21 protein-coding genes are annotated in these 21,582 nt (G+C 33.9%); 18 read left to right on the top strand and 3 right to left on the bottom strand.

The window, feature by feature from the left end:
• Nucleotides 1–119: 119 nt before the first annotated feature.
• The 5 genes from AC3IS5_RS09710 (at nucleotide 120) to AC3IS5_RS09730 (ending at nucleotide 5,187) form a co-directional block, all read left to right on the top strand.
• Complete coding sequence (locus tag AC3IS5_RS09710; RefSeq protein ID WP_489427619.1) at nucleotides 120–362, top strand: hypothetical protein; 243 nt, start codon at nucleotides 120–122, stop codon at nucleotides 360–362.
• 327 nt (nucleotides 363–689) lie between these two features.
• Entirely contained in the window at nucleotides 690–2,375 is a 1,686-nt protein-coding gene (locus AC3IS5_RS09715; protein ID WP_489427620.1) for a methyl-accepting chemotaxis protein, read from the top strand.
• A gap of 226 nt (nucleotides 2,376–2,601) precedes the next feature.
• The gene (locus tag AC3IS5_RS09720; RefSeq protein ID WP_489427621.1) at nucleotides 2,602–4,305 is read left to right on the top strand and encodes a methyl-accepting chemotaxis protein; all 1,704 of its coding nucleotides are present in this window, start codon (nucleotides 2,602–2,604) and stop codon (nucleotides 4,303–4,305) included.
• Nucleotides 4,306–4,370: 65 nt separating this feature from the next.
• On the top strand, nucleotides 4,371–4,787 hold the full coding sequence (locus AC3IS5_RS09725) for a hypothetical protein (protein WP_489427622.1): 417 nt from the start codon (nucleotides 4,371–4,373) through the stop codon (nucleotides 4,785–4,787).
• A 28-nt stretch (nucleotides 4,788–4,815) separates the two neighbouring features.
• Nucleotides 4,816–5,187, top strand: a complete 372-nt coding sequence (locus AC3IS5_RS09730; RefSeq protein WP_489427623.1) for a helix-turn-helix domain-containing protein — start codon at nucleotides 4,816–4,818, stop codon at nucleotides 5,185–5,187.
• 21 nt (nucleotides 5,188–5,208) lie between these two features.
• On the opposite strand, the gene AC3IS5_RS09735 is transcribed toward AC3IS5_RS09730, so the two are convergent.
• On the bottom strand, nucleotides 5,209–5,430 hold the full coding sequence (locus AC3IS5_RS09735; RefSeq protein WP_489427624.1) for a hypothetical protein: 222 nt from the start codon (nucleotides 5,428–5,430) through the stop codon (nucleotides 5,209–5,211).
• A gap of 130 nt (nucleotides 5,431–5,560) precedes the next feature.
• On the opposite strand from AC3IS5_RS09735, the gene AC3IS5_RS09740 reads away from it, so the two are divergent.
• The 13 genes from AC3IS5_RS09740 to AC3IS5_RS09800 all read left to right on the top strand — a co-directional run bounded on the left by AC3IS5_RS09740 (nucleotide 5,561) and on the right by AC3IS5_RS09800 (nucleotide 19,105).
• Nucleotides 5,561–6,379, top strand: coding sequence for a Cof-type HAD-IIB family hydrolase (locus AC3IS5_RS09740; RefSeq protein ID WP_489427625.1), 819 nt, complete (start codon nucleotides 5,561–5,563; stop codon nucleotides 6,377–6,379).
• Nucleotides 6,380–6,482: 103 nt separating this feature from the next.
• On the top strand, nucleotides 6,483–6,713 hold the full coding sequence (locus AC3IS5_RS09745; RefSeq protein WP_489427626.1) for a hypothetical protein: 231 nt from the start codon (nucleotides 6,483–6,485) through the stop codon (nucleotides 6,711–6,713).
• Nucleotides 6,714–6,878: 165 nt separating this feature from the next.
• The gene (locus tag AC3IS5_RS09750) at nucleotides 6,879–7,691 is read left to right on the top strand and encodes a hypothetical protein (protein ID WP_489427627.1); all 813 of its coding nucleotides are present in this window, start codon (nucleotides 6,879–6,881) and stop codon (nucleotides 7,689–7,691) included.
• A gap of 3 nt (nucleotides 7,692–7,694) precedes the next feature.
• Complete coding sequence (locus AC3IS5_RS09755; RefSeq protein ID WP_489427628.1) at nucleotides 7,695–8,057, top strand: hypothetical protein; 363 nt, start codon at nucleotides 7,695–7,697, stop codon at nucleotides 8,055–8,057.
• Nucleotides 8,058–9,633: 1,576 nt separating this feature from the next.
• Entirely contained in the window at nucleotides 9,634–10,824 is a 1,191-nt protein-coding gene (metK, locus tag AC3IS5_RS09760) for a methionine adenosyltransferase (RefSeq protein WP_489427854.1), read from the top strand.
• Entirely contained in the window at nucleotides 10,821–12,320 is a 1,500-nt protein-coding gene (locus AC3IS5_RS09765) for an aminotransferase class I/II-fold pyridoxal phosphate-dependent enzyme (protein WP_489427629.1), read from the top strand. The genes metK and AC3IS5_RS09765 overlap by 4 nt, the downstream gene beginning before the upstream one ends.
• Nucleotides 12,321–12,752, top strand: coding sequence for an adenosylmethionine decarboxylase (gene speD / locus AC3IS5_RS09770; protein WP_489427630.1), 432 nt, complete (start codon nucleotides 12,321–12,323; stop codon nucleotides 12,750–12,752).
• A complete protein-coding gene (speE, locus tag AC3IS5_RS09775) occupies nucleotides 12,752–13,606 on the top strand; it encodes a polyamine aminopropyltransferase (RefSeq protein WP_489427631.1) in 855 nt (284 codons plus the stop codon). Before speD ends, speE begins: the two co-directional genes overlap by 1 nt.
• Nucleotides 13,596–14,456 (top strand): agmatinase, encoded by an 861-nt coding sequence (gene speB, locus AC3IS5_RS09780; RefSeq protein ID WP_489427632.1) that lies wholly within the window; start codon nucleotides 13,596–13,598, stop codon nucleotides 14,454–14,456. Before speE ends, speB begins: the two co-directional genes overlap by 11 nt.
• Nucleotides 14,457–14,857: 401 nt before the next feature.
• Nucleotides 14,858–15,382 (top strand): GNAT family N-acetyltransferase, encoded by a 525-nt coding sequence (locus AC3IS5_RS09785; RefSeq protein WP_489427633.1) that lies wholly within the window; start codon nucleotides 14,858–14,860, stop codon nucleotides 15,380–15,382.
• 78 nt (nucleotides 15,383–15,460) lie between these two features.
• Nucleotides 15,461–17,236: an aminopeptidase P family protein gene (locus AC3IS5_RS09790; protein ID WP_489427634.1), complete on the top strand. Its 1,776-nt coding sequence runs from the start codon at nucleotides 15,461–15,463 to the stop codon at nucleotides 17,234–17,236.
• Between the two features lie 766 nt (nucleotides 17,237–18,002).
• A complete protein-coding gene (locus tag AC3IS5_RS09795) occupies nucleotides 18,003–18,221 on the top strand; it encodes a hypothetical protein (RefSeq protein WP_489427635.1) in 219 nt (72 codons plus the stop codon).
• A gap of 122 nt (nucleotides 18,222–18,343) precedes the next feature.
• Nucleotides 18,344–19,105 carry a GNAT family N-acetyltransferase gene (locus AC3IS5_RS09800; RefSeq protein ID WP_489427636.1) on the top strand — a complete coding sequence of 254 codons (762 nt, stop codon included), beginning with the start codon at nucleotides 18,344–18,346 and terminating at the stop codon, nucleotides 19,103–19,105.
• Nucleotides 19,106–19,271: 166 nt separating this feature from the next.
• Here the strand turns inward: AC3IS5_RS09800 and AC3IS5_RS09805 are convergent, their stop codons facing one another.
• Nucleotides 19,272–20,069 carry an enoyl-CoA hydratase/isomerase family protein gene (locus tag AC3IS5_RS09805; RefSeq protein ID WP_489427637.1) on the bottom strand — a complete coding sequence of 266 codons (798 nt, stop codon included), beginning with the start codon at nucleotides 20,067–20,069 and terminating at the stop codon, nucleotides 19,272–19,274.
• Nucleotides 20,070–20,279: 210 nt separating this feature from the next.
• Nucleotides 20,280–21,476 carry a multidrug effflux MFS transporter gene (locus tag AC3IS5_RS09810; protein ID WP_489427638.1) on the bottom strand — a complete coding sequence of 399 codons (1,197 nt, stop codon included), beginning with the start codon at nucleotides 21,474–21,476 and terminating at the stop codon, nucleotides 20,280–20,282.
• Nucleotides 21,477–21,582: the final 106 nt, after the last annotated feature.

The raw sequence follows: 21,582 nt of genomic DNA on the forward strand, positions 1-21,582 counted from the left end.
TAAGAAAGTATAATGAAGGAACTACGAAATAGGGCAACAACCAAAAAGGGTCCATTGCGTATTTTAAACGCAATGGACCGTTACTTTTAAACATGAAATTAAATGAAAGTGGTGAGAATATGAATAATCATAAAGTAATGATCGTTGACTTTGCTCATAATGGACCTCAAACGTGCTTTGTAAAATTCTCTGGTTACGATGATGAATTGAAAAGAGAATTTACAGGGATGGTGCGTTTTGTAGGAGAGTTACCATATGGTGATGTAATTCATCCAGCAAAAAGTGAACTTTCAAATAGCTGTAGAGAGTTTCTGAGAAATTATTTAATACAACGATTTAATCAAGGATATTTTGATGAATAGAAAAAGTAGTCTATAACAAAAGCTATTATATATGAAGAGATTAATAAAATTAATATGTATCGTTATATCGATAAGAAAATGGATTATTACTAAGAAAATTAGATAGAAACAATTTATTGTGTAAAATTTAGCATATTAATAATTCTAAATTCTTATACCTCTTCATCCTGAATAGAAAAAATTAAGTCATATTGCTAATTGTTAGTTCGATTGAATCAGTAAAAATGACTAATCATAATGCTATAGTTATGTTATTAACAGTGCGTAGTGTAGAGCTAAGAGTGTTAATACGTTTTACTTAATTTTGGGATGTGAGGGGTTAGGCAAATGTCTATTCAAAAGAAAATTAGTATAGGCTTTATTACTATGATTGTCATGATGATAGTGATAATGGTATTTAACTATAATCGGTTATCTGCAATTGAAGATGCTTTTGATGAAGTAGCACAGGACCGTTTTGAAAAGATTCAATTAGCGAATGATATTCAATTCAATCTAGGTATGCAAGGATTGTATTTACGTTCTTATATAATAGAAGGTAATGAAAAAGAAAAAGGAAATTTGCAAAGCTATCAACAAAAGCTCGATCAGGCAATAGCTGAATTAAATGGCAAAGAAATGTCTAAACAAATGCGTACATATATATCTGATATTAATTTATACAATGGGAAGTTTAATGATGCAGTAAGTTTAGTCATTTCAGAATATGAAAAAGGGAATAAAGAAGCTGGTTATAAAATAATGAAAGGGGCTGGCACGGAAACAAACGATAAAATTCTAGAATCTACTATTGAGATTATGGATTATCAGAGAAAAGAATTAGATGTAGCAAATGAAAATGTTCATAAAATGGCAAAAGAAGCTATGTATCTAGCTGCTTTAATTTCTATCCTTAGCATTATTCTAGCAATTTTCTTCATTATATTTATAAAGAAATCAGTTGTAAATCCTTTATTAGATATTGTAAAAGGTTCTAATTTAATTGCCACTGGAGATTTAACACACGCTGATTTTGAAAATAAATCAAAGGATGAAGTCGGTCAGTTAGCGGTATCCTTCAATCAAATGAAACGCTATTTAAAAGAATTGATCAGTAGTATTTCAGATAATACGAGTCAATTAAGTGCGGCGATTGAAGAGCTGTCAGCAAGTACGACTGAAGTTTCACATGCTGCAGAAGGTGTGTCGAATAGCGTTGAACAAACTTCTAAAGGATCTGTCGATTCTGTTGAAATAGCGAAGGAAAGCGCAATTGCTATGCAAGAAACAGCAATTGGTGTCGGGCGAATTGCTGAAGCTTCGCAACTATTATTTGATCATGCTGTCGATACTACTAAAATTGCTAGTGATGGAACAAAGATTTTGGAAGTAGCAAAACAGCAAATGCATGTCATTTCAAATTCGACAAACGAAACAAATGAGCTAATACAAAAACTGACGACACAAACGCTTGAGATTCAAAAAATGACTAAAGTAATTACTGATATTACAGATCAAACAAATTTACTGGCATTGAATGCCGCAATTGAAGCAGCACGTGCAGGTGAGCATGGTAAAGGATTTGCGGTAGTGGCTGAAGAAGTACGTAAACTAGCTGAAGGGTCAAAAGGATCAGCTTCACAAATTGTTCATTTAACTAAAACGATTCAAAATGATACGACGGTTGTTGCAGCTTCAATTGCAGAGGGATTAAAAAATGTCAGCCAAGGTGTTTACGTAATTGACAACGCGAGTGAGTCATTTGGTCATATTGTGAATTCTGTATCTCAAATGACAACTCAACTGGAAGATATTACAGCAACTTCTGAGCAATTATCTGCTGGAACTGAAGAAGTAACAGCCTCTGTAGAGGAAATAGCAAATAACGCAGAAATTGCGGCATCTCAATCTGCCAATATTTCTAGTGCTATTGAAGAACAAAATGCAACTTTGCAAGAAATAAATAGTGTTGTACAAGAACTAAGTGAGCAAGCAGTGGCATTACAAACGTTAACACAACGATTTAAAGTATAAAAATGCAGCAGTATTAAACACCTATCTCTTTTCTTAAAGTGTGAGAGATAGGTGTTTTTTTATTGTCAAAATTATTTGAAAAACCTACTATGATTTAGTGCCTGTTTACTATAATATATATAATTATCTAATAATTAGTATTTTTATGAAATTAATTAAGACCTTTATCATGTATTAAGCTCTAAAAAATAAAATTGATTAATATGACATGACAGGAGAGGTTTTTTTGAACAAGCTAAAGCATATTAAAATTGGTATGAAATTCAATGTGTTACAAGTTTTTGTTATTTTATTTTTATGTATTTTAATCACGATTGTAGCGAAATGGGAGATTGAGAAGTCCCTGATGGAAACGTTTGAAGACCAAGCAATGGAGACATCTACTTTAGGAGAGACGATAGTTAATGACCGATTTACAGGAGATTGGACTATTAAAGATGGAGAGTTGTATAAAGGAGAGCATAATTTTACGAATGATACGACTTTAGTCGATGAAATAGGCAAAACATTAAGTGGTGCGGTTACGATATTCAATGGTGATACACGTATTGCTACAAATGTACAAGTAGATGGTCAGCGATCTATTGGTACAAAAGCAGATGAAACTGTTGTTGATCAGGTTCTTATGAAAGGTAGTACCTATACTGGGGTTGCAGATGTAGTTGGTAAAAAATATGTAACAGTTTACCAACCGATTAAAGATGCCTCTGGTAAAGTGATTGGTATGTGGTTTATAGGTGAACCTATTACAAAAATTAATGAAATCACGACGAGTTTAGTGATGAAAATAGTGTTAGCATTGTTAATTGGAGGAACAATTGCGATTATTGGTAGTATTCTATTAACGCGAGCGCTTGTGAGACCTATTAAACAAATAAATCGCCAGTTAAAAGAAATCGCAGAAGGTGAAGGCGATCTTACACAAGAACTGATTGTCAAGACGGAAGATGAGACAGGTGAATTAGCACACTCCTTCAATCAAATGCTAGGAAGTTTGCGTAAAATGATGAAGCAAGTGGCCGATTCTTCAGTACATGTTGCAGCAGCTTCTGAGGAATTAACAGCTAATGCTGAACAAACAACTGAAGCGACGAGTCAAATTGCGCAATCGATTCATGATATTGCGGAAGGTGCTGAAATGCAAGAAAATGGGTCGCATAATAGTTTCAAGTCAATTGAGACTGTTCGTGCTAATCTGCAGAAAGTTGTGGACCAATCTACAACAGTTACACAAGTAGCGAAAGAAACAAGTCAAGAAGCATTAAATGGTAATGATACATTACAAAAAGTTATTCATCAAATGAGTGTAATAAATAATGCTACTTCAAATGCTAGTCAATCTATCGACGAATTGGGTAAACAATCAAATGAAATCGGTAATATTGTAGCAGTTATTACAGCAATCTCTGACCAAACAAATTTATTAGCTTTGAATGCTGCAATTGAAGCGGCTAGAGCGGGTGAGCACGGGAAGGGCTTTGCTGTAGTTGCAGATGAGGTTAGAAAATTAGCCGAACAGTCCAAAGTATCGGCATCTCAGATTACCGAGTTAATTTTACAAACACAAAAAGGAACTGAAAAGGCTGTAAAAGCAATTGAACTTGGAACTAAGGAAACAGCTTCTGGTATGCTAGTAGTCGAGGAGACAAAACAAGGCTTTGAGAAGATCCTGCAATCGGTGGATCAAGTAACAGAGAGAATTGAAGAAGTTAATCTAATTGCAAAGAATATGTATGATGCCGTTAATAATGTATATACATCAGTAGAAGATAATTTGAGCATAGCAAAAAATTCATCAAGTACAACGCAATCTGTTGCCTCTGCATCAGAGGAACAACTTGCTACAATGGAAGAAATTACATCATCAGCTGAGACGATGTCTAAAATGGCAGAAGAACTCCAGCTTTTGGTGAGTCAATTTAAATATTAATTTTCAAAACCCTCTACAACATGTAGAGGGTTTTGCTGTAATATGGAAGAAAGAGGGGGAATAAAGTGTCAACGGGAATTTTCATTAGCATAAAACCGCAATATTGCAATCTGATTAAGTCACAGGAAAAGGTCAATGAGTTTCGATCGAAAATCCCGAAGTTACCAGTGAATCATTTCTGGATTTATGAGTCTGCACCTAGTTCATCTTTGAAATATTGTGCCATAGTCGGTCCACCGGTTCATTTTCCGGATAAAGTAATAGAGATTGGTAATGGTGATCAATCATTTAATGAGGGTAATTCAAAATATACATATGCTTATCCCATATTAAATTTATATGAATTAAAAGAAGGTATTTCCCTGTATGCCTTAAAAGTGAAGTACAAGTTTTCACCACCCCAAAGTTTTGCGTATTGTGCAAGATATCCAGAATTAGATACTTATTTGAAAGATTATGCACAGTGGCGTGAGGTTTTTTAAAATGTCCTTTGAAAAGGAGACAAACGAATTGAAAAATTTAGAATATGATAAAAAGGTGAATCCGATCATTAAACCATTGTATTTTCTAGGAGTTTGCATTGTTATTGGAGGATGTATGGCTGGTGAATATTCTTCAGGTAATTCTAGTGAGCAAAGAATTATTGTAGAGAATGATAATGATGATTTTGTACAATCAACATACGGTCCACTTTTAAAAGAAGAGGAAGTTATAGAATACTTGGGTATTGATGGACCAACTTTATATACTTTAACAAGTAATGATGGAAGTAATTACAAAGGTCTTCCTTACATACAAGTAGATGGGATAAAATATTATCCAAAAGAAAAATTGGACAAATGGCTAAAAGATTTAGATTCTTCTACGATTATCGGAAATTAAAAAGCTAGCATATGCTAGCTTTTAATCATTATCAACTTTCATAGTTTTTGCCTTTATTCTGAATGCCTTTATTAAATATAAGACAAAAGCGATACAAGCAATCGTGATTATTAAGAATACAATAGCAAGAGGATAAGATTCATTGGCGTATTTACCCAATGCTTGATTGCCGAATAGAATTATTAGTACGACGACAATGGTAATACAAAATGGATTTAACATATATGGAACAATTTTAGACATGATATATTGGAGCTCCTTTAACTAATCAATCATATGCCTCAATATTATCATACTGAAGGTTGTTCTAATATTGAAAACCTATTTAAATCAATTTATTATTAATAGCACTATTGGAATCGAGGGAAAAGAAATGAGTATTCAATTAATAGCATTAGATATGGATGGTACTACTTTAACGCCAAGATTAGAGTTAACAGAAAGAACGATTGAAGCAATTAGAAACTCAGTTGACCGCAATGTAGAAGTTGCTATTTGTACAGGAAGAACGCTTGATGAATTACAGGATGTCTTTATGGATTTACCTTTTGTCAAATATGCAATCACCGGGAATGGATCAGCAGTATGGAATTTGGTTACGAAACAAAAAATATACGAAGATACATTAACGTTTGAACAAACGCTGGGAATTATGCAATTACTTAAGCCAATAGATTTACGTATAGAAGCATTTGCGGATGGTAAAGCCTATATAAGTCAACATTGTTATGATCGTCCAATAGAATACGGCGCAGGTGACTTCGCGGATTTTATAATCAAAACGCGTACTCCTGTCCCGAATATTCATGATTTTATAATTGAACGAAATCTTCCAATCGACAAATTTAATCTGTTTTTTAAAAGTGTTGAGGAACGAGCTGCAATGTGGGATCAACTAGAGGAACTTGGCTATAACGTTACAACATCTTTCCTGCAAAATGTTGAAGTGAACTCGAGTACTGCTAATAAGGGCAATGCATTAAGGGAGTTAAGTAATTCGTTAAATGTGACATTTGAAAACGTCATGGCTATTGGAGATGCCATGAATGATTTGACGATGCTAAAATTTGCTGGTTTACCAATTGCAATGGGTAATGCAGTTCCCGCGGTTAAAGAAATAGCTCAGCATATTACAGATACAAATAGCAATGAAGGTGTTGCTAAAGCGATAGAGAAATTTATATTGAAATAACGATAAGCACTCAATGTAATAAATTGAGTGCTTTTTTGTTTAACTAGAGCCAGTAATTATATTTTGATATAATAATAAAAAAGTGTATTTTAAGGAGAATAATATGAAACTAACGATATACATATTGGTAGGTATTATTGCTAGTTTAATCGCCTTTTTAGCGTTAGGATATTTAGCTATAATAATTGGTTTTGGTGTATTAATTGGCGTTTTGATTAGAGGGTTAGTTGTACTAAATGAAGTGAACAATAGACTGAAGAAAAATGATTTTAAGTTAGATAAAGATAAAACAGCTATAGAGAAATATATCGAGGAAAGAGATTTGAGTGTCTGATTTAAAGAAAAGCATTCGTCATGAATAAAACGAGGTGTTATGAAAATTCTCGTATTAATTGCTGATATGCTAAAATAAGTGGTTTAAAGAACTGTAAATAGAGCCAATATAAATCAAGTATTTGATCTGTATAAAAGAAATGGATTATTTCATTGGAGGTTTAGTATGGAGATTTATTCACTTAGTGGACCAAGTGGAACGGGGAAAAGCTCGATTGCGCTTGAGTTTGCGCATACACATCAAATCGAAGCTATTATCGATGATGGACTACTTATCGTGAACGGTGAAAAGGTAGCAGGGATATCTGCGAAATTTGAGAAGTCTCCTTTTAAAGCTGTGAAACGTGCCATATTCATGGATGAAGAGCATTTAAAAGACGTTCAAGAGGCAATAGATCAACATCAACCGCAGAAATTACTGCTTATTGGTACTTCCGATAAAATGACAGTGCAAATTGCTAAGAGACTTGAACGTGGGAGTATAGCTCATTTTTATTATATAAGTGATTTACGTTCTTCAGGTGAGATTAAGCTTGCGCAGTTTATACGAAAAACAGAAGGTAAGCACATTATGCCGATTCCATTGAAACAGGTAGAACAAAATTTCTTTAAACGCTTTATTCAAAAGGGTGTCGAGATTTTTACACCAAAGCGTGAAAAGATAGGGGAAACCACGATAGTTCAACCAGATTTTCATGATGAAACAATCACTATTCAAAAAAGAGCGTTTACTGATATGGTGAAAATTACTTGCGACCTCAATTCTTATATTGAAAAGTCCAGCAAAATTCACTATCAGCAATTACCTTTGCCATCTGTAGATATTACAGTAGCTTTAAAAGGTCCGATAGATTACTCTATACCAGATGCTATGATGGCTTTGCAAAAAGATATCGCAAAACAATTTGATACTCATTTTGACTTGGAATTAGCAGAAATACGAATAACGGTTAATCAGATACAAATGATTGGAAGTTAAATGATGAATTACAAATTTATTGGGAATTTAAGTAGATTTATTTCGGTTGTTTTATTTTCGATTATTTCTACTTCAGAACTAAGTATATGGTTAAAGATTGTTTTTAGCGTTGTATTATTGATGATTTATTACAAAATAGATAATATATTGGATAAAAAACAAGAAGAAAGACTACATAATGAATATACATTTTTAGATGGATTAGAAATGGGGGGACTCGTTCGAATTCAATTGAAGAATGGTAATCAAATAGGTCCTGCAGTATTTTTGATGAATCATTATAAATTGGGTAGTCTATCAGTCACAACTGCACCTTATTATAATGATCCAGATCGCTTTCATGAATTAGGTAAAACAAAGGAATGAATTTATAGATTGGGAAATAGCTGAGGAAAGCTACTGAAATTTTAAGAAATGATCATTTTACCCGTAGAAGTTGTATGTATAGAGCAAATCATGATAGCATTAGAAATACAGAAGGAAACGATTTTCATCAGAAAGGTTTTTATTTAACGTATTAGATGTCTTTCTAGAAAAAAATCTATTACGTTCATTAATAAGGAAATCGTAAATAGCTAAATACATACAATGTGAGGTTTACAAATAATGATCTACAAAATATTAAGTATTATAGGCACTTTATTAGTCGCAAGTTTAGTATTTGCAGTAATAGATGCGCCAATAAGCATATGGTTGAAAATAATTTTGATTATCTTGATAGCTCTTTGCTATATATGGCTTTATATTAAAGTGGAAATGATGCGGTCAAAACGTAAACAAGACTAGTAATTACAATTGCTATTACGCTTGTTATCCGAAGTGAATATTAAATATGGAACGATCTAAGAAACACATTTTAAGATGATTATGTCTTAAAATGTGTTTTTATTTTTTCTGAAAAGACGTAACCATTATAGGGGGTAAATTGCGTTTGTTAAAAATTGGTTTTTACTAAGTCGATTGGTACTCTCCATTTAAGTGAAGTCTTAGTATAGAAAAAAGACAAACAAAAGATGTACTTAGTCGATGGGGAATATAGTTTGTATATATACTGGAAACCATAATTTTTTCATGAATATAGTTGGCCAGTTTAATTATTTGTAATGAAATGGTAGAAGAAATTCCGATTGCTCAACAAGGGAATTTAGAATTGATAGAAATTGTAGAATTACATAATTACCAAAAATTGTAGCTTTAATTTATTTAAATATCAGATTAACTTTGTTAATTTAGAATTTTATAGAATAAAGTATTATTCAAACACAAGAAATGTAACTAGCTTATTTTTTGGGCTAATAAACCTTATTACGTGTACTTTTAGAGCTTAATAGCAAATATATAAAATTGATACAGCTTAATTTATTTGAATAGATTAACCGATCTAATAATATGTTTGTTTTTAGTTTTCTTATTGAGTTGGAAAATAATGAGTATAACTTCAAGGATAAATCTTTACCTAGAGGTTTACTAGGTTTTATGGAATTGAGCTACTTTTTTACTTCAAAATTGAATTGCAAAAAGTATTGAATTGATCATGTACGTGTAAACGGTTGAGTAAATTGATTGGCATTCTTTAAGGTTTTAGGGGATTTAGAGATTCTGAGAAATCCCTTAAAACTTTTTTTGGGGTATTTAAAGAAGATTCTTTTTTCACTAAAAAATCTAAAAAAAATAAATTGACATGATAATTAAAATCTATTAACATTAGCACCATCATAAATAAAGTCATCTTATTAATAGCCGTTGAGACGAGGGGTCGAAGATACGGTGGCAAACCAATTTGGTTCAGAGTGAATCAGATCATGGGTGCCCAACCTGAGCGCAAAGTTAAACTTTGTGAACGATAAGAGGATAAGCAGCTGATATTAATCGAAGCTTTCCTTTGGTTGGAGGAGAGCTTTTTTTATGCCTAAAAAATGATTTTATTTTACAGGAGTGGTTAATATTGGTTGAAAAAATTGTATTTACTTCCGAATCTGTATCAGAAGGGCATCCAGATAAAATTGCAGATCAGATATCTGATGCAGTATTGGATGCAGCGCTTGAGCAAGATCCATTTTCTAGAGTGGCGTGTGAAGTGTTTGACACTACAAACACAGTGATTGTAGGCGGTGAAATTACGACTACAGCCAAATTAGACATTGAGAAAATCGCGCGAGATACATTGATCGAAATTGGTTACATTGATGAACGCCTTGGTATCAACGGGCATACTTGTGATGTACAAGTATTAATTCACAGTCAATCACCTGATATTGCAATGGGTATCGATTCTTCAAGTGATACTCAAGCAATTGGAGCTGGAGACCAAGGAATTATGTTCGGATATGCAACGGATGAAACAAAAAACTTGATGCCATTACCAATCGAAATGGCACATACTTTAGTGAAAAAAGCATCTCAGCTAAGAAAAAGTGGGGCTTTTAAATGGGCACGTCCAGATATGAAATCACAAGTAACAATCGATTATACAAATCCAGGTACACCAATTATTGATACGGTGTTGATGTCAATTCAACATGATGCAGATTTCGATAAAGAATTATTTGAAGATTACGTAATCGAAAACGTAATTAAAGAGACTGCTAGAGAGTTCGGTTTAAATCAAACATTCCGAATTTTAATTAACCCAACTGGACGCTTTGTTGTTGGTGGACCACATGGTGATGCTGGATTAACGGGACGTAAAATTATTGTAGACACATATGGTGGAGCTGCTCGTCATGGAGGCGGAGCATTTTCTGGTAAAGATTCTACAAAAGTCGATCGTTCTGCGGCTTATGCTGCAAGGTATGTAGCAAAAAATATTGTTGCTGCTGAGCTAGCAAAAAAATGTGAAATTCAATTGTCGTATGCAATTGGTGTAAGTGAACCAATTAGTATTGCTGTTGAAACATTTGGAACTGAAAAAGTGTCACAAGAGGAGCTACTTCGTGCAATTCGCAAAACTTTTGATTTAACCCCAGCGGGCATTATTAACATTTTGGATTTACGTAAACCGCAATATAAACAAGTTGCAGCGTATGGACATTTCGGCAGAAGTGACTTAGATATACCTTGGGAAAGAACGGATAAAGTGAACGAACTGAAACAACTTGTTTCCAGCTTTGAATTCGCTGGAGTTGGTCAATGATGAACGACATGCAAGTGCTTGCTACCGAAAGAAAAACATTTGAAGAGCAGGATAAGATGCCTTTGTTTGAGGCGTTAATCCAGTATGCTCAGCAAGATGTTACACCATTTGATGTACCTGGTCATAAAATGGGTGCACAAATGAATCCTTTGAAAATAGCACTTGGGGAAATGACTATGCGTATGGATGTTAATTCCATGAAAGAACTAGATTTATTAGGTCACCCTCAAACTGTTATAAAAAAAGCGCAGCAATTGGCTGCAGAAGCTTTCGGGGCAGATCATTCTTATTTTTTAGTTAACGGTACCACAATTGGAATACTGGCAATGATTATGGCAACATGCAAGCCAGGTGATACTTTGTTGGTACCGCGAAATGGTCATAGATCGGTGATGGATGGACTTATCTTAAGTGGGGCAAAACCTGTATTTATACAGCCCGAGGTCGATCATCATTTTGGGATTACACATGGCATTTCTGTTGAGAATGTGAAAAAAGCACTGCATGAACATCCAGAAGCAAAGGCTCTATTGGTGACCTATCCAACATACTTTGGTTCTATGAGTGATTTGCAAGAAATCTGCCGTATCGCCCATGAGCGTGATGTTACGGTTATAGTGGATGGCGCGCATGGTGCCCATTTAGGTTTCATGTCTGATGACATCATAAACCCAATTGCTGCAGGGGCGGATGCAGTTACTATAAGTATGCATAAGACAGGTGGATCACTGACACAAAGTTCTTTGCTACTTCTTCAAAATGACAAAATTGCACAAGAGCACATACAAAAAGTATTGAACATGCTACAAACAACGAGTGCAAACTACTTACTAATGAGTTCGCTAGATGTGGCTAGAAGAGAGTTGTCTTTATACGGTGAAGAGCGATTTGCTGATTTAAAGCCAATTATAGATGACGCAGTAAGAACAATTGAATCGGGCTCACGTTATGAAGTGTTGACGGCACAATATGTACAAGCACATTTTAACCAATCGTACGACTGGACAAAATTAGTAATACGGGTCAATGATCTTGGATTAACTGGATTTGAGATGTATTCAATTTTAAAAGAAAAGTACGGGATTCAAATGGAGTTAGCAGAAGGTTATGTAGTGATGGCAGTCATTACGAGTGCCGATACGAAGAATTCAATTGACAAATTAGTTTTAGCTTTGAAGGACATTGAAAAGAGAATAGGAAAGAATACGACGATTCAATCAACTTATGTAACTGCCAATCAAGTGAATGAACTGGTTTTAAGTCCACGTGAAGCATTTTATGCAGAACATGAATCAATCGCCATTGAAGATGCAGTAGGTAGGATAAGTGCAGACTCGTTGATGATCTATCCTCCAGGTATTCCCCTTGTTATACCAGGAGAACTGATTTCTCATGATGTTCTCCAGCAATACCAATATTATTGTCAGACATTAGGGAATGTTCTGATAGAAGCAAAAGAAGCAAATCATATAACTGTAATCAAGGAGGAAGCGTAAATGGGTATAGAATTATCAACTTTAGGAAGACATGTTTTAATTGAGTTTTACGGTTGTCCAAGTGAGGTAATTGAAAATAATGCAATGATTGAAAGATTTATGAATGAGGCGGCGGATTACTCAGGAGCAACTATTGTTGAATCTGTTTTCCATCACTTTAATCCGTACGGAGTTTCAGGAGCGGTTATTATTGAAGAGTCACATTTGACAATTCATACATGGCCGGAATATGGATTTGCTTCTGTAGATGTATATACTTGCGGCGATTCAGTAAATCCATGGAAAGCAGCTGACTACTTATCAGAAAAACTGCATGCTACAAAGACGGAATCTTTTGAAATTCCACGTGGTATGGCTGATAAAATACGTCAATTTGCAGAACAAGAAATTGATCAAATTAAAGTTAAAATAGAATTAGAAGGTGTGAAATAATGGCTTGGTATACTGAACAGTGGAGCAATGAATGTAAATTTTCGATTGCTTACGATAAAGAACTATATAGTGAAAAAACCCCATTTCAACAAATTGATTTTTATCAAGGAGAGGAATTCGGTACATTTTTCACATTGGATGGCTTAATGATGGTTAATGAGAAAGACGAATTCGTATACCATGATATGATTGTACACCCTGCATTTGCAACAAATCCTTCAATTAAAAAAGTATTAATTATTGGTGGGGGAGATGGCGGAACAGCGCGTGAAGTGTTGCGTTATCCATCAGTTGAAGAAGTAGTGATGGTTGAAATCGATGAACGTGTTTTCCGTTTATGTCAAGAATTCTTACCAGTAACTGCTAACGGTGTTGAAGAAGATAGCCGTATGAAATTGCTTTTTGATGATGGTATGGCATATATGAAAAATGCACCTGATCAATCCTTTGACTTAATTCTTGTGGACTCTACAGATCCGATTTCAGTTGGTGAAGGACTATTTACGACAGAATTTTATAAAGAATGCTATCGCGTTTTAAATGAAGATGGTATTTTAATAAACCAACATGAATCACCTTACTTTGCGGAATATGCTGCTAATATGAAAAAAGCACATAGAAAAATTAAAGACATATTCCCAATTACTCATGTTTATCAATACCATATGCCAACATATCCTTCAGGTCATTGGCTATTTGGTTTTGCATCTAAAACCTTTGATCCACTGAAAGACTTGAATGCTGAAGCTTGGGAAAAGTTTGGACTGAAAACTAAATACTATAATACGAATTTACATGCTGGAGCATTCGGTTTACCGAGTTACGTAATGGAGGCTCTACAGCATGGGGAATAAAGCTTTAAATATGAACACTTTTATAGGGTGTGAGAAATCATATAGTGAAGCAGAAACGGTATTGTTTGGTGTCCCATTTGATGGCACAACCAGTTTTCGACCAGGTACACGTTTTGCAATGCAAGCGATTAGAAATGACTCGTTTGGATTAGAAAGCTACTCACCTTATTTAGATAAAGATCTTGAAGATGCAGCAATTTTTGATGGTGGCGATTTGGATTTGCCTTTTGGCAATACTTCTAAAGTGTTAGATCAAATTTTTGACTACTGCCAAGAAGTTATGGAAGATGGCAAGAAGTTTTTAATGGTAGGGGGAGAGCATCTCGTTAGTTTACCTACTATTAAAGCAGCATACGAAAAATATCCAGATTTGCACTTAATCCATATCGATGCTCACACTGATTTACGTGAGGATTATTTAGGTGAAAAATTGTCTCATGCTTCTGTAATTAGACGTTGTCATGAATTCCTTGGAGACGGTAGAATTTTTCAATTTGGAATTCGTTCTGGTTTAAAAGAAGAGTTTGAATGGGCAAAAGAGCATACTTATATGGAACGCTTTTCTCTAGATACACTAAAAGAGAAAATAGCTGAACTACAAGATGTTCCGGTCTATATTACAATTGACTTAGACGTACTTGACCCAGGTGTTTTCCCTGGAACAGGCACTCCAGAACCAGGTGGAATCACGTATCGTGAATTATTAGAAGCAATCAACCAGTTTCAATCACTAAAACAAATTGTGGCTGCGGATGTGGTAGAACTATCACCACCATACGATCCATCTGGAGCATCTACCGCGATGGCTTGTAAAACAATAAGAGAACTTTTACTGACACTAGATAAATAGATTGCTGGTGTGAAAAGGTCTTTGAGTAAATGAATGTCGTAATGCTAAAGAGTAAGGTATTTTAATATATTGATTCATAGCTTTGTGAGTTGAATTTAGTAAATACTATTTAAATAGAAGGAATCTATTTTGATGTAGTTGTTCAAAATGGATTCTTTTTTGTTGAAAAAAGAATTTGAGTGAGACAATAAATTAAATAATACAATTTAAGATTTTATAGTTAGAGAGTGTAAAGAGTTTAGTTAAAGATTTTTTTGATGTTATATAATAATTCTGTGTTTTGGTAATAGTTAGAAAACTGTGATATTCTAATCTATAAGATTTATTATCTTGATTGTTGGGTAGTGATAGAGAAATTATCAGCTTATTAGAGAACATGTATATTTTAAGAGGTGAATATAATGGAGTGGATTTTACAGTCTAATCGACTTGGATTTAGGAAGATAACTAAAGATGATCTTAATAATTTATGCGTTTTTCTACAAGATATAGAAGTAATGTACGCATGGGACCACGCATTTTCAGATGAAGAAGTAAACGAGTGGATAGAGAAAAATTTAATTCGATATGATCAAGATGGCTTTAGTTACTTTGCGGCAATTGAAAAAGAAACTGGGAAGTTTATTGGTGTAATCGGACCGATGATAGATTCTATTGAAGGTGTTTCCTATATTGAGATTGCCTATATTCTTGATAAAGAATTTTGGGGCAAGGGCTATGCTATCGAAGGTGCGGAGGCTTGTATGAAATATGCCTTTAATGAATTAAAGGCAGAAAAAGTTATTGCTCAAATTAGGCCTGATAATTTAGCTTCATGTAAAGTTGCCGAAAAAATTGGTATGAAAATTGAGGGAGAATTTATGAAGCATTATCGTGGTAGAGACATTCTTCACTTAATTTATAGTCAATCATTTCAGCCGGAATAATTAGTATAGTACTAGCTTCATGGCTATATGATCGTGAAAATAAAGAATTTAGTCTTAAGGAAAATGGAGGTATTAGTAATGAATATCAGGGATAGGGTCGAAAAGTTAAGACAGCTAATGAAAGAAAATCAAATGGATGCTTATATAATTCCCAGTTTTGATGCACATCAGAGTGAATATGTAGCAGAACATTGGAAATGTAGACAATGGATATCAGGATTTACAGGGTCTGCAGGTACAGTAGTTATTACATTAGAGGATGCTGGGTTATGGACAGATGGTAGATACTATATTCAAGCAGAAAAGCAGCTTGAGGGCTCAGGAATCAGATTATTTAGAATGGTGGATCCAGGAGTACCATTTTATTCAGAATGGCTAGCAGATGTTCTTAATGAAGGAAGCATTGTAGGCTTTGATGGAAATGTTTTTTCAATTAATATGGTTAAAAAGATGGAAAAAGATCTAAAAGCAAAGAGAATCGAATTAAAAATGAATCGAGATTTAATTGGTGATCTGTGGGAAGATAGACCGGAGATTCCTAAAGGACCAATTTTTACTCATGACATAAAATATGCTGGCAAATCACAAGTAGAAAAATTAAATGAAGTAAGAAAAGAAATGGAAAATGTAGGAGCAAATTATTATATTTTAACTTCCCTTGATGACATTGCATGGCTTTTGAATATAAGAGGGGCCGATGTGCCTAACAATCCAGTTGTAATAGCAAATGTAATCGTAGCAGAACATAAATGTTATTTATTTATTGATTCTTGCAAGGTTTCCCCTTTGGTTAAATCAGAACTGGAGGCTGAAGGAATCGAGTTAAAAGCGAATCATGAAATACAAACTTTCTTGGGAAATCTTTCAAGAGGAGATACCATTATTTTAGATACGAATAAAATAAATAGCAGATTATATAATGCCATTAACGGTACTACAAAGAAAATTGAAAGTCCTGACATCACGACTAATTTAAAAGCTATTAAAAATGAAGTTGAGATAAAAAATGTAAAATGGTGTGAAATAAAAGATGGTTTAGCCATGGTGAAATTTATAAAATGGCTAAAAAACGTTGTAGACAAAGAAGAAATTACAGAGATTAATGCAGAAGAAAGATTAGAAGATTTCAGAAGGGCGCAGGAAGGATATGTTGGACCTAGCTTTGATACGATAGCAGGTTACAGAGAACATGCTGCGATGATGCATTATAAAGCCAATAAAGAAACGCAATTTACTCTTAAGAATGAAGGTCTTTTTTTAATTGATTCAGGCGGACAGTATTATGATGGAACAACAGATATTACACGAACGATTGTTTTAGGTAAACTTACCGATGAACAAAAAAGAGATTTTACTTTGGTGTTAAAAGGATTTATTGCATTAAGCTCAGTAAAATATTTATACGGAGCTACAGGCTCTAACTTAGATGTTTTAGCAAGACAACCAATATGGCAGTATGGTTTAGACTATAAATGCGGGACAGGACATGGGGTAGGTTTTTTCTTGAATGTTCATGAAGGACCACAAAGCATAAGGAATAATAATAATGTTACATTAGAAAAAGGCATGATTATTACGAATGAACCGGGAATATACCTTGAAGGTAAATATGGAATTAGAATTGAAAATATGATGTTAGTAGATGAAGACGAGAAAACAGAGTTTGGTCAATTTATGAAGTTTGAAACAATTACGTATTGCCCAATTGATTTAGCCGGTATCAATAAAGATATGTTAACTGAGAGTGAAAAGCAATGGTTAAACAATTATCATCAAGAGGTATATACGAAGCTAGCTCCTTATTTAAATGAAGAAGAGCGCGGATGGCTAAGGGAAGAAACTAGGGAAATATAAATAGGTATTGCAGAATACAAGTTACGGAGAACCGTATCATTAGTAAGTACGGTTTTTAGAGGGTATCATTCACATATAAGAATGATGCTCTTTAATTTTGTTTTAGAACCAATTTTGAAAATATATTATAATTACTGTCAGTGAACTATAACCCATTTTAAATTTGTATTTAAATCAATAATTAGCTACAATAATTTAGTTTTTATTCTCTTTTAGAAAGAGATATAAAAGGAGGTCGTGAAACCAATGAAGAAGGTGGCAATTTGGTTTTATATTTTTGCTTTTTTACTTTATTTCATCAGTTTTCTCGGGTCTTTTTCAATAGGTTTATATTTATTACTCCCTACGATTTTTGTTTTGTTGATTGGAATAGCAGTGAATCTTGGGTTATATAAAATACACAAGTATAATGTGGTGCCAATGATCACGTCGATCGTGATATGCGGTATATCTTATCCTTTATGGCATTTCTTAATTCATAATGTAGATGACTATTATATCTTCTATCCTTTTATGTTTTTCGCATAATACCTTTAATATTGGACTCTCATGAAAGAACTTAATAATCTGTTGTTTTCTGTGGTGTAGCATTTATTTTTAAACTATATGGATGGCCAACTGGTGCATGCTAAGGAAACTCTTTTTTCTTATTGACCTAAAGAAGCAGGTTAATGGAATAAGCAGGTATTTTCAGAAGGGTGTAGAAGTATATAAAATATGAGAATCATTTAAGTAACGGACATAGATTATAGGAGTTGAAAGTGTGATGAAGAAATACAGTCTATATAATATAGTTAGTATTGTAATCGGGTATTATATAATGATGGGAATACTTAAATGGTTAAATATACCAATGTATGACCAATTACTTGAAATGATACTAGGGAAACCGAATACTTTAAATGTAGTTATAGCATTTACAATCACAGGCGTATTAATTTATTTAATCATTAAAGGCATATCTAAACCAAAAAAATCTATGTAAGGTATGTGGCTTAAATAAGTATATAGTTCCTTTTTTCTTATTGACCTAAAGAAGCAGTTTAATGGAAGAAGGAAATAATAAAACAAATTGAAATAGTTATATAGAGAAAAGGGGTGATTTCTTTGGAAGATTTGCAAATGGTTGAGCTAGATACCGAAATTCTCGAAGGAATGGGGAGTTATTGTCTCAGAAGTAAAAAGAAATCACTTGGATACATAAATAAAAATAAGTGGCTTAACGAAAGTTTCGAGAAAGGTTTAAAGTATATTCAATTAATAGAGAATAAAAAACAAGTAGGTTTTATTGAATATACTGATGCTGAGTTTTCCTATAGGGTGGTCCACGCTAATAATTATTTGGTAATCCATTGTCTATGGGTAAGTCAAACTGGAAAAGGATACGGGACTAAACTAATTAATAAATGTCTTCAAGATGCAGAAAACCAGTCTAAGCATGGTGTAGTAGTGGTTACAAATCCTGAAACTTCTTGGACACCAAGTAAGGATATCTTTTTAAAGAATCAATTTAAATTGGTAGATAGAGCGCCTTTTAATTTTGAATTACTTGTTTATCAGTTTGAAAATAGCACCTTACTACCTGTGTTTCCTACTAATTGGGATGAAAGAATTAATAAATTCGAAAACCTTACTATACTACGCTCCTTTCAATGTCCTTACGTAGAAGTCGCAACTGAAAATATAATTATGGGTGCAAATGAATTGGGGTTAGATGTCAAAATTATTGATTTAAAAAGCAGAGAAGAACTAATGGAGTTATCCCCAACACCTTATGGAATATTTTCAGTCATTTTCAATGGAAAACTTATCACATTTCACAGATTAACCGTCCATTCGGTAATGAAACGGTTTAAAGAGCTTTTGTAAGTATGAGACATAAAGGATTGTACCTAAACTTATTAAAAATCAAATTACATAATAAATAAAAAGCCATCGTTTTGATCAACCTTTGTTCAAAACGATGGCTTTTTGTATTTAGATAAATATACGTTACAACAAGTTTTTCTATGAGAAATGCGTCAATAAGATGATCTTATTGCATTTTACGTGCAAAAACGGGTGGACGCTTCTCAACAAATGCTCGAACGCCCTCTGGGAAATCAGTTGCATCAACAAATGGTGTTGAACCTGTCCATAAAACAGGTGCTGAATCAACGCATTCCTGTACCGATTGCTTAACAGCAAGTAATGAAGCAGGAGACATAGAACCCACTAATTTCCCCATACGAATTGCGTAGCGGTCTAAGTCCTTTTCAGTAACTAAGTAGTTTAACATACCGACGCGAAATGCTTCGTCAGCTTTTAACATGCGTCCTGTAAATACTAAATCTTTAGTCATACTTGGTCCGATTAAATTGACAAGGCGTTGGGCAAATTTGTTGTTAAGTGTAATCCCTAATTTGCCAACAGGTATGCCAAGTTTAGCCTTATCTGACCCGATACGAATATCGCAGGCAAGTGCTAATTCGAGTCCCGCACCCATTGCTGGTCCATTGATTACAGCGATTGTTGGAATAGGTAAGCGTTCGATTGTAGAGATTGTTTTTTCCATATGAATAAATGCTTCCTCTGCTTTTTCAAGAGAAATCGAATTGAATTCTTTTATATCAGAGCCCGCAGTGAATTGTTCACCATGACCACGAATAATAAGTACTTTATTTTTGGGATTTTCTAATGTTTGTAGTGCAATTTTACGCAGTTGATCCCACATATTTGCTGTCAATGCGTTTTTTGCTTGTGGGCGGTGAATTGTAATAATCGCAATACCAGCTGTTTCTTGATAAACGATTTTTGCATCCTCTGCTTCAAGTCTTGTCGTTATAACCTTCATTATTATCCCCCTAAATCAATGCATTCTCCTATTATAGTACAGATTATGTCTGTTGTAGTCAAAGAGTCTGTAATTGAAAGAAAATACTAATAATTTGTAATAAAATGTACGGATTATAGAGGAATATTTGTTGGAATGGAAAATATATTGATAGATAACTTGATAAAAAAACCGTCCTATTTGGTGTTCATCAAATAGGACGGTTTATGATTAATTTTTTGGTATTGATATAAAGGCGATGATAGCTAGTAGTGTGCTAGATAAAATGATGATGCCCATCGGCCAAGCGTTCATTTCACCTGCAATTCCCACTAATGGAGAAACAACTGCACCACCTATAAATGGTAATAATCCAAGTAATGCTGAGGCACTTCCAGCATTATTTCCTTGCTTTTGCATACTAATAGAGAAGGCGGTTGTTGAAACAATACCTACTGTTGATACGATGATAAATAATGCTATAAGTATGTAAACTAGAGGTAATTTAAATGCAATGGCAGCTACTAATAGTAGACTTCCTGCAAAAGCGATTAAAATTCCCGATAAAAGTAATTTAATTTCTGCTACTTTTTCAGACAATTTACCGGTCATTTGAGAAGCAATGATAATACCTATACCGTTAAGTGCAAAAAACAGTGAAAAAGCTTGGGGTGATAGTCCATAAATCTTTTGTAATACAAATGGAGATCCGGCTATGTAAGCGAACATTGCTGTCATAATGAATGCTTGTGTTAGTGCAAAACCTATAAACGAACGATCTTTCACTAAGCCACCAAACGTTTTGACAGTCGCAAAAACCCCACCTGTCGCTCTTCGTTCCACTGGCAATGTTTCCGGTAAGATAAAGATAATGCTTATAAGCATTAAAATCCCGATGACAGCTAATACGATAAAGACGATAGGCCATGGAGCGAATTTTAATACCATACCTCCAAAAATTGGAGCCAGAATTGGTGCCGCACCATTAACTAAAGCAAGTAAAGCGACGAATTTCGTTAAATCTTTCCCGTCATACATATCTCTTGCAGAAGCTCTTGCGATAACAATGCCTGCAGCTCCTGAGAAACCTTGTACGAAACGGAGACCAATTAGCATCCAAATACTACTACTAAAAGCACAAAGTAATGAAGCAATTGAATAAATAAATAATGTGAAAAGTAATGGTTTTCTACGTCCCTTTATATCACTTAAAGGTCCGAAAATCAGTTGACCAAAGGCAAGACCTAATAAGCAAGCGGTTAAACTTAATTGTGCAAATGAAGTCGTTGTACCTAAATCGGTTGCTACTGTTGGTAAAGAGGGTAAATACATGTCCATTGAGAGTGGACCAAATGCTGTTAATGAACCCAAAATGAGAACGATCCACGTTTTAGAAATAGTGCGCTCAGTTAATGTTGTTTTTTCCATATTACATCTCCTTCTAAAATACTACGCAAATACTAGTCTACATGAGAAGTATGAATAGTGTCTAACATGTTTTAACAAAGAATAAACTATCTTAAAAATTAAGTAT

It is taken from the genome of Viridibacillus sp. KH_047 (assembly GCF_057838945.1).

Excerpts from the sequence above, each read along its gene's own strand:
- AC3IS5_RS09710 (WP_489427619.1), top strand. The coding sequence starts at position 120 with ATGAATAATCATAAAGTAATGATCGTTGACTTTGCTCATAATGGACCT.
- AC3IS5_RS09715 (WP_489427620.1), top strand. The coding sequence starts at position 690 with ATGTCTATTCAAAAGAAAATTAGTATAGGCTTTATTACTATGATTGTC.
- AC3IS5_RS09735 (WP_489427624.1), bottom strand. The coding sequence starts at position 5,430 with ATGTCTAAAATTGTTCCATATATGTTAAATCCATTTTGTATTACCATT.
- AC3IS5_RS09740 (WP_489427625.1), top strand. The coding sequence starts at position 5,561 with ATGAGTATTCAATTAATAGCATTAGATATGGATGGTACTACTTTAACG.
- AC3IS5_RS09745 (WP_489427626.1), top strand. The coding sequence starts at position 6,483 with ATGAAACTAACGATATACATATTGGTAGGTATTATTGCTAGTTTAATC.
- AC3IS5_RS09750 (WP_489427627.1), top strand. The coding sequence starts at position 6,879 with ATGGAGATTTATTCACTTAGTGGACCAAGTGGAACGGGGAAAAGCTCG.
- AC3IS5_RS09755 (WP_489427628.1), top strand. The coding sequence starts at position 7,695 with ATGAATTACAAATTTATTGGGAATTTAAGTAGATTTATTTCGGTTGTT.
- AC3IS5_RS09765 (WP_489427629.1), top strand. The coding sequence starts at position 10,821 with ATGATGAACGACATGCAAGTGCTTGCTACCGAAAGAAAAACATTTGAA.
- speD (WP_489427630.1), top strand. The coding sequence starts at position 12,321 with ATGGGTATAGAATTATCAACTTTAGGAAGACATGTTTTAATTGAGTTT.
- speE (WP_489427631.1), top strand. The coding sequence starts at position 12,752 with ATGGCTTGGTATACTGAACAGTGGAGCAATGAATGTAAATTTTCGATT.
- speB (WP_489427632.1), top strand. The coding sequence starts at position 13,596 with ATGGGGAATAAAGCTTTAAATATGAACACTTTTATAGGGTGTGAGAAA.
- AC3IS5_RS09785 (WP_489427633.1), top strand. The coding sequence starts at position 14,858 with ATGGAGTGGATTTTACAGTCTAATCGACTTGGATTTAGGAAGATAACT.
- AC3IS5_RS09790 (WP_489427634.1), top strand. The coding sequence starts at position 15,461 with ATGAATATCAGGGATAGGGTCGAAAAGTTAAGACAGCTAATGAAAGAA.
- AC3IS5_RS09795 (WP_489427635.1), top strand. The coding sequence starts at position 18,003 with ATGAAGAAATACAGTCTATATAATATAGTTAGTATTGTAATCGGGTAT.
- AC3IS5_RS09805 (WP_489427637.1), bottom strand. The coding sequence starts at position 20,069 with ATGAAGGTTATAACGACAAGACTTGAAGCAGAGGATGCAAAAATCGTT.
- AC3IS5_RS09810 (WP_489427638.1), bottom strand. The coding sequence starts at position 21,476 with ATGGAAAAAACAACATTAACTGAGCGCACTATTTCTAAAACGTGGATC.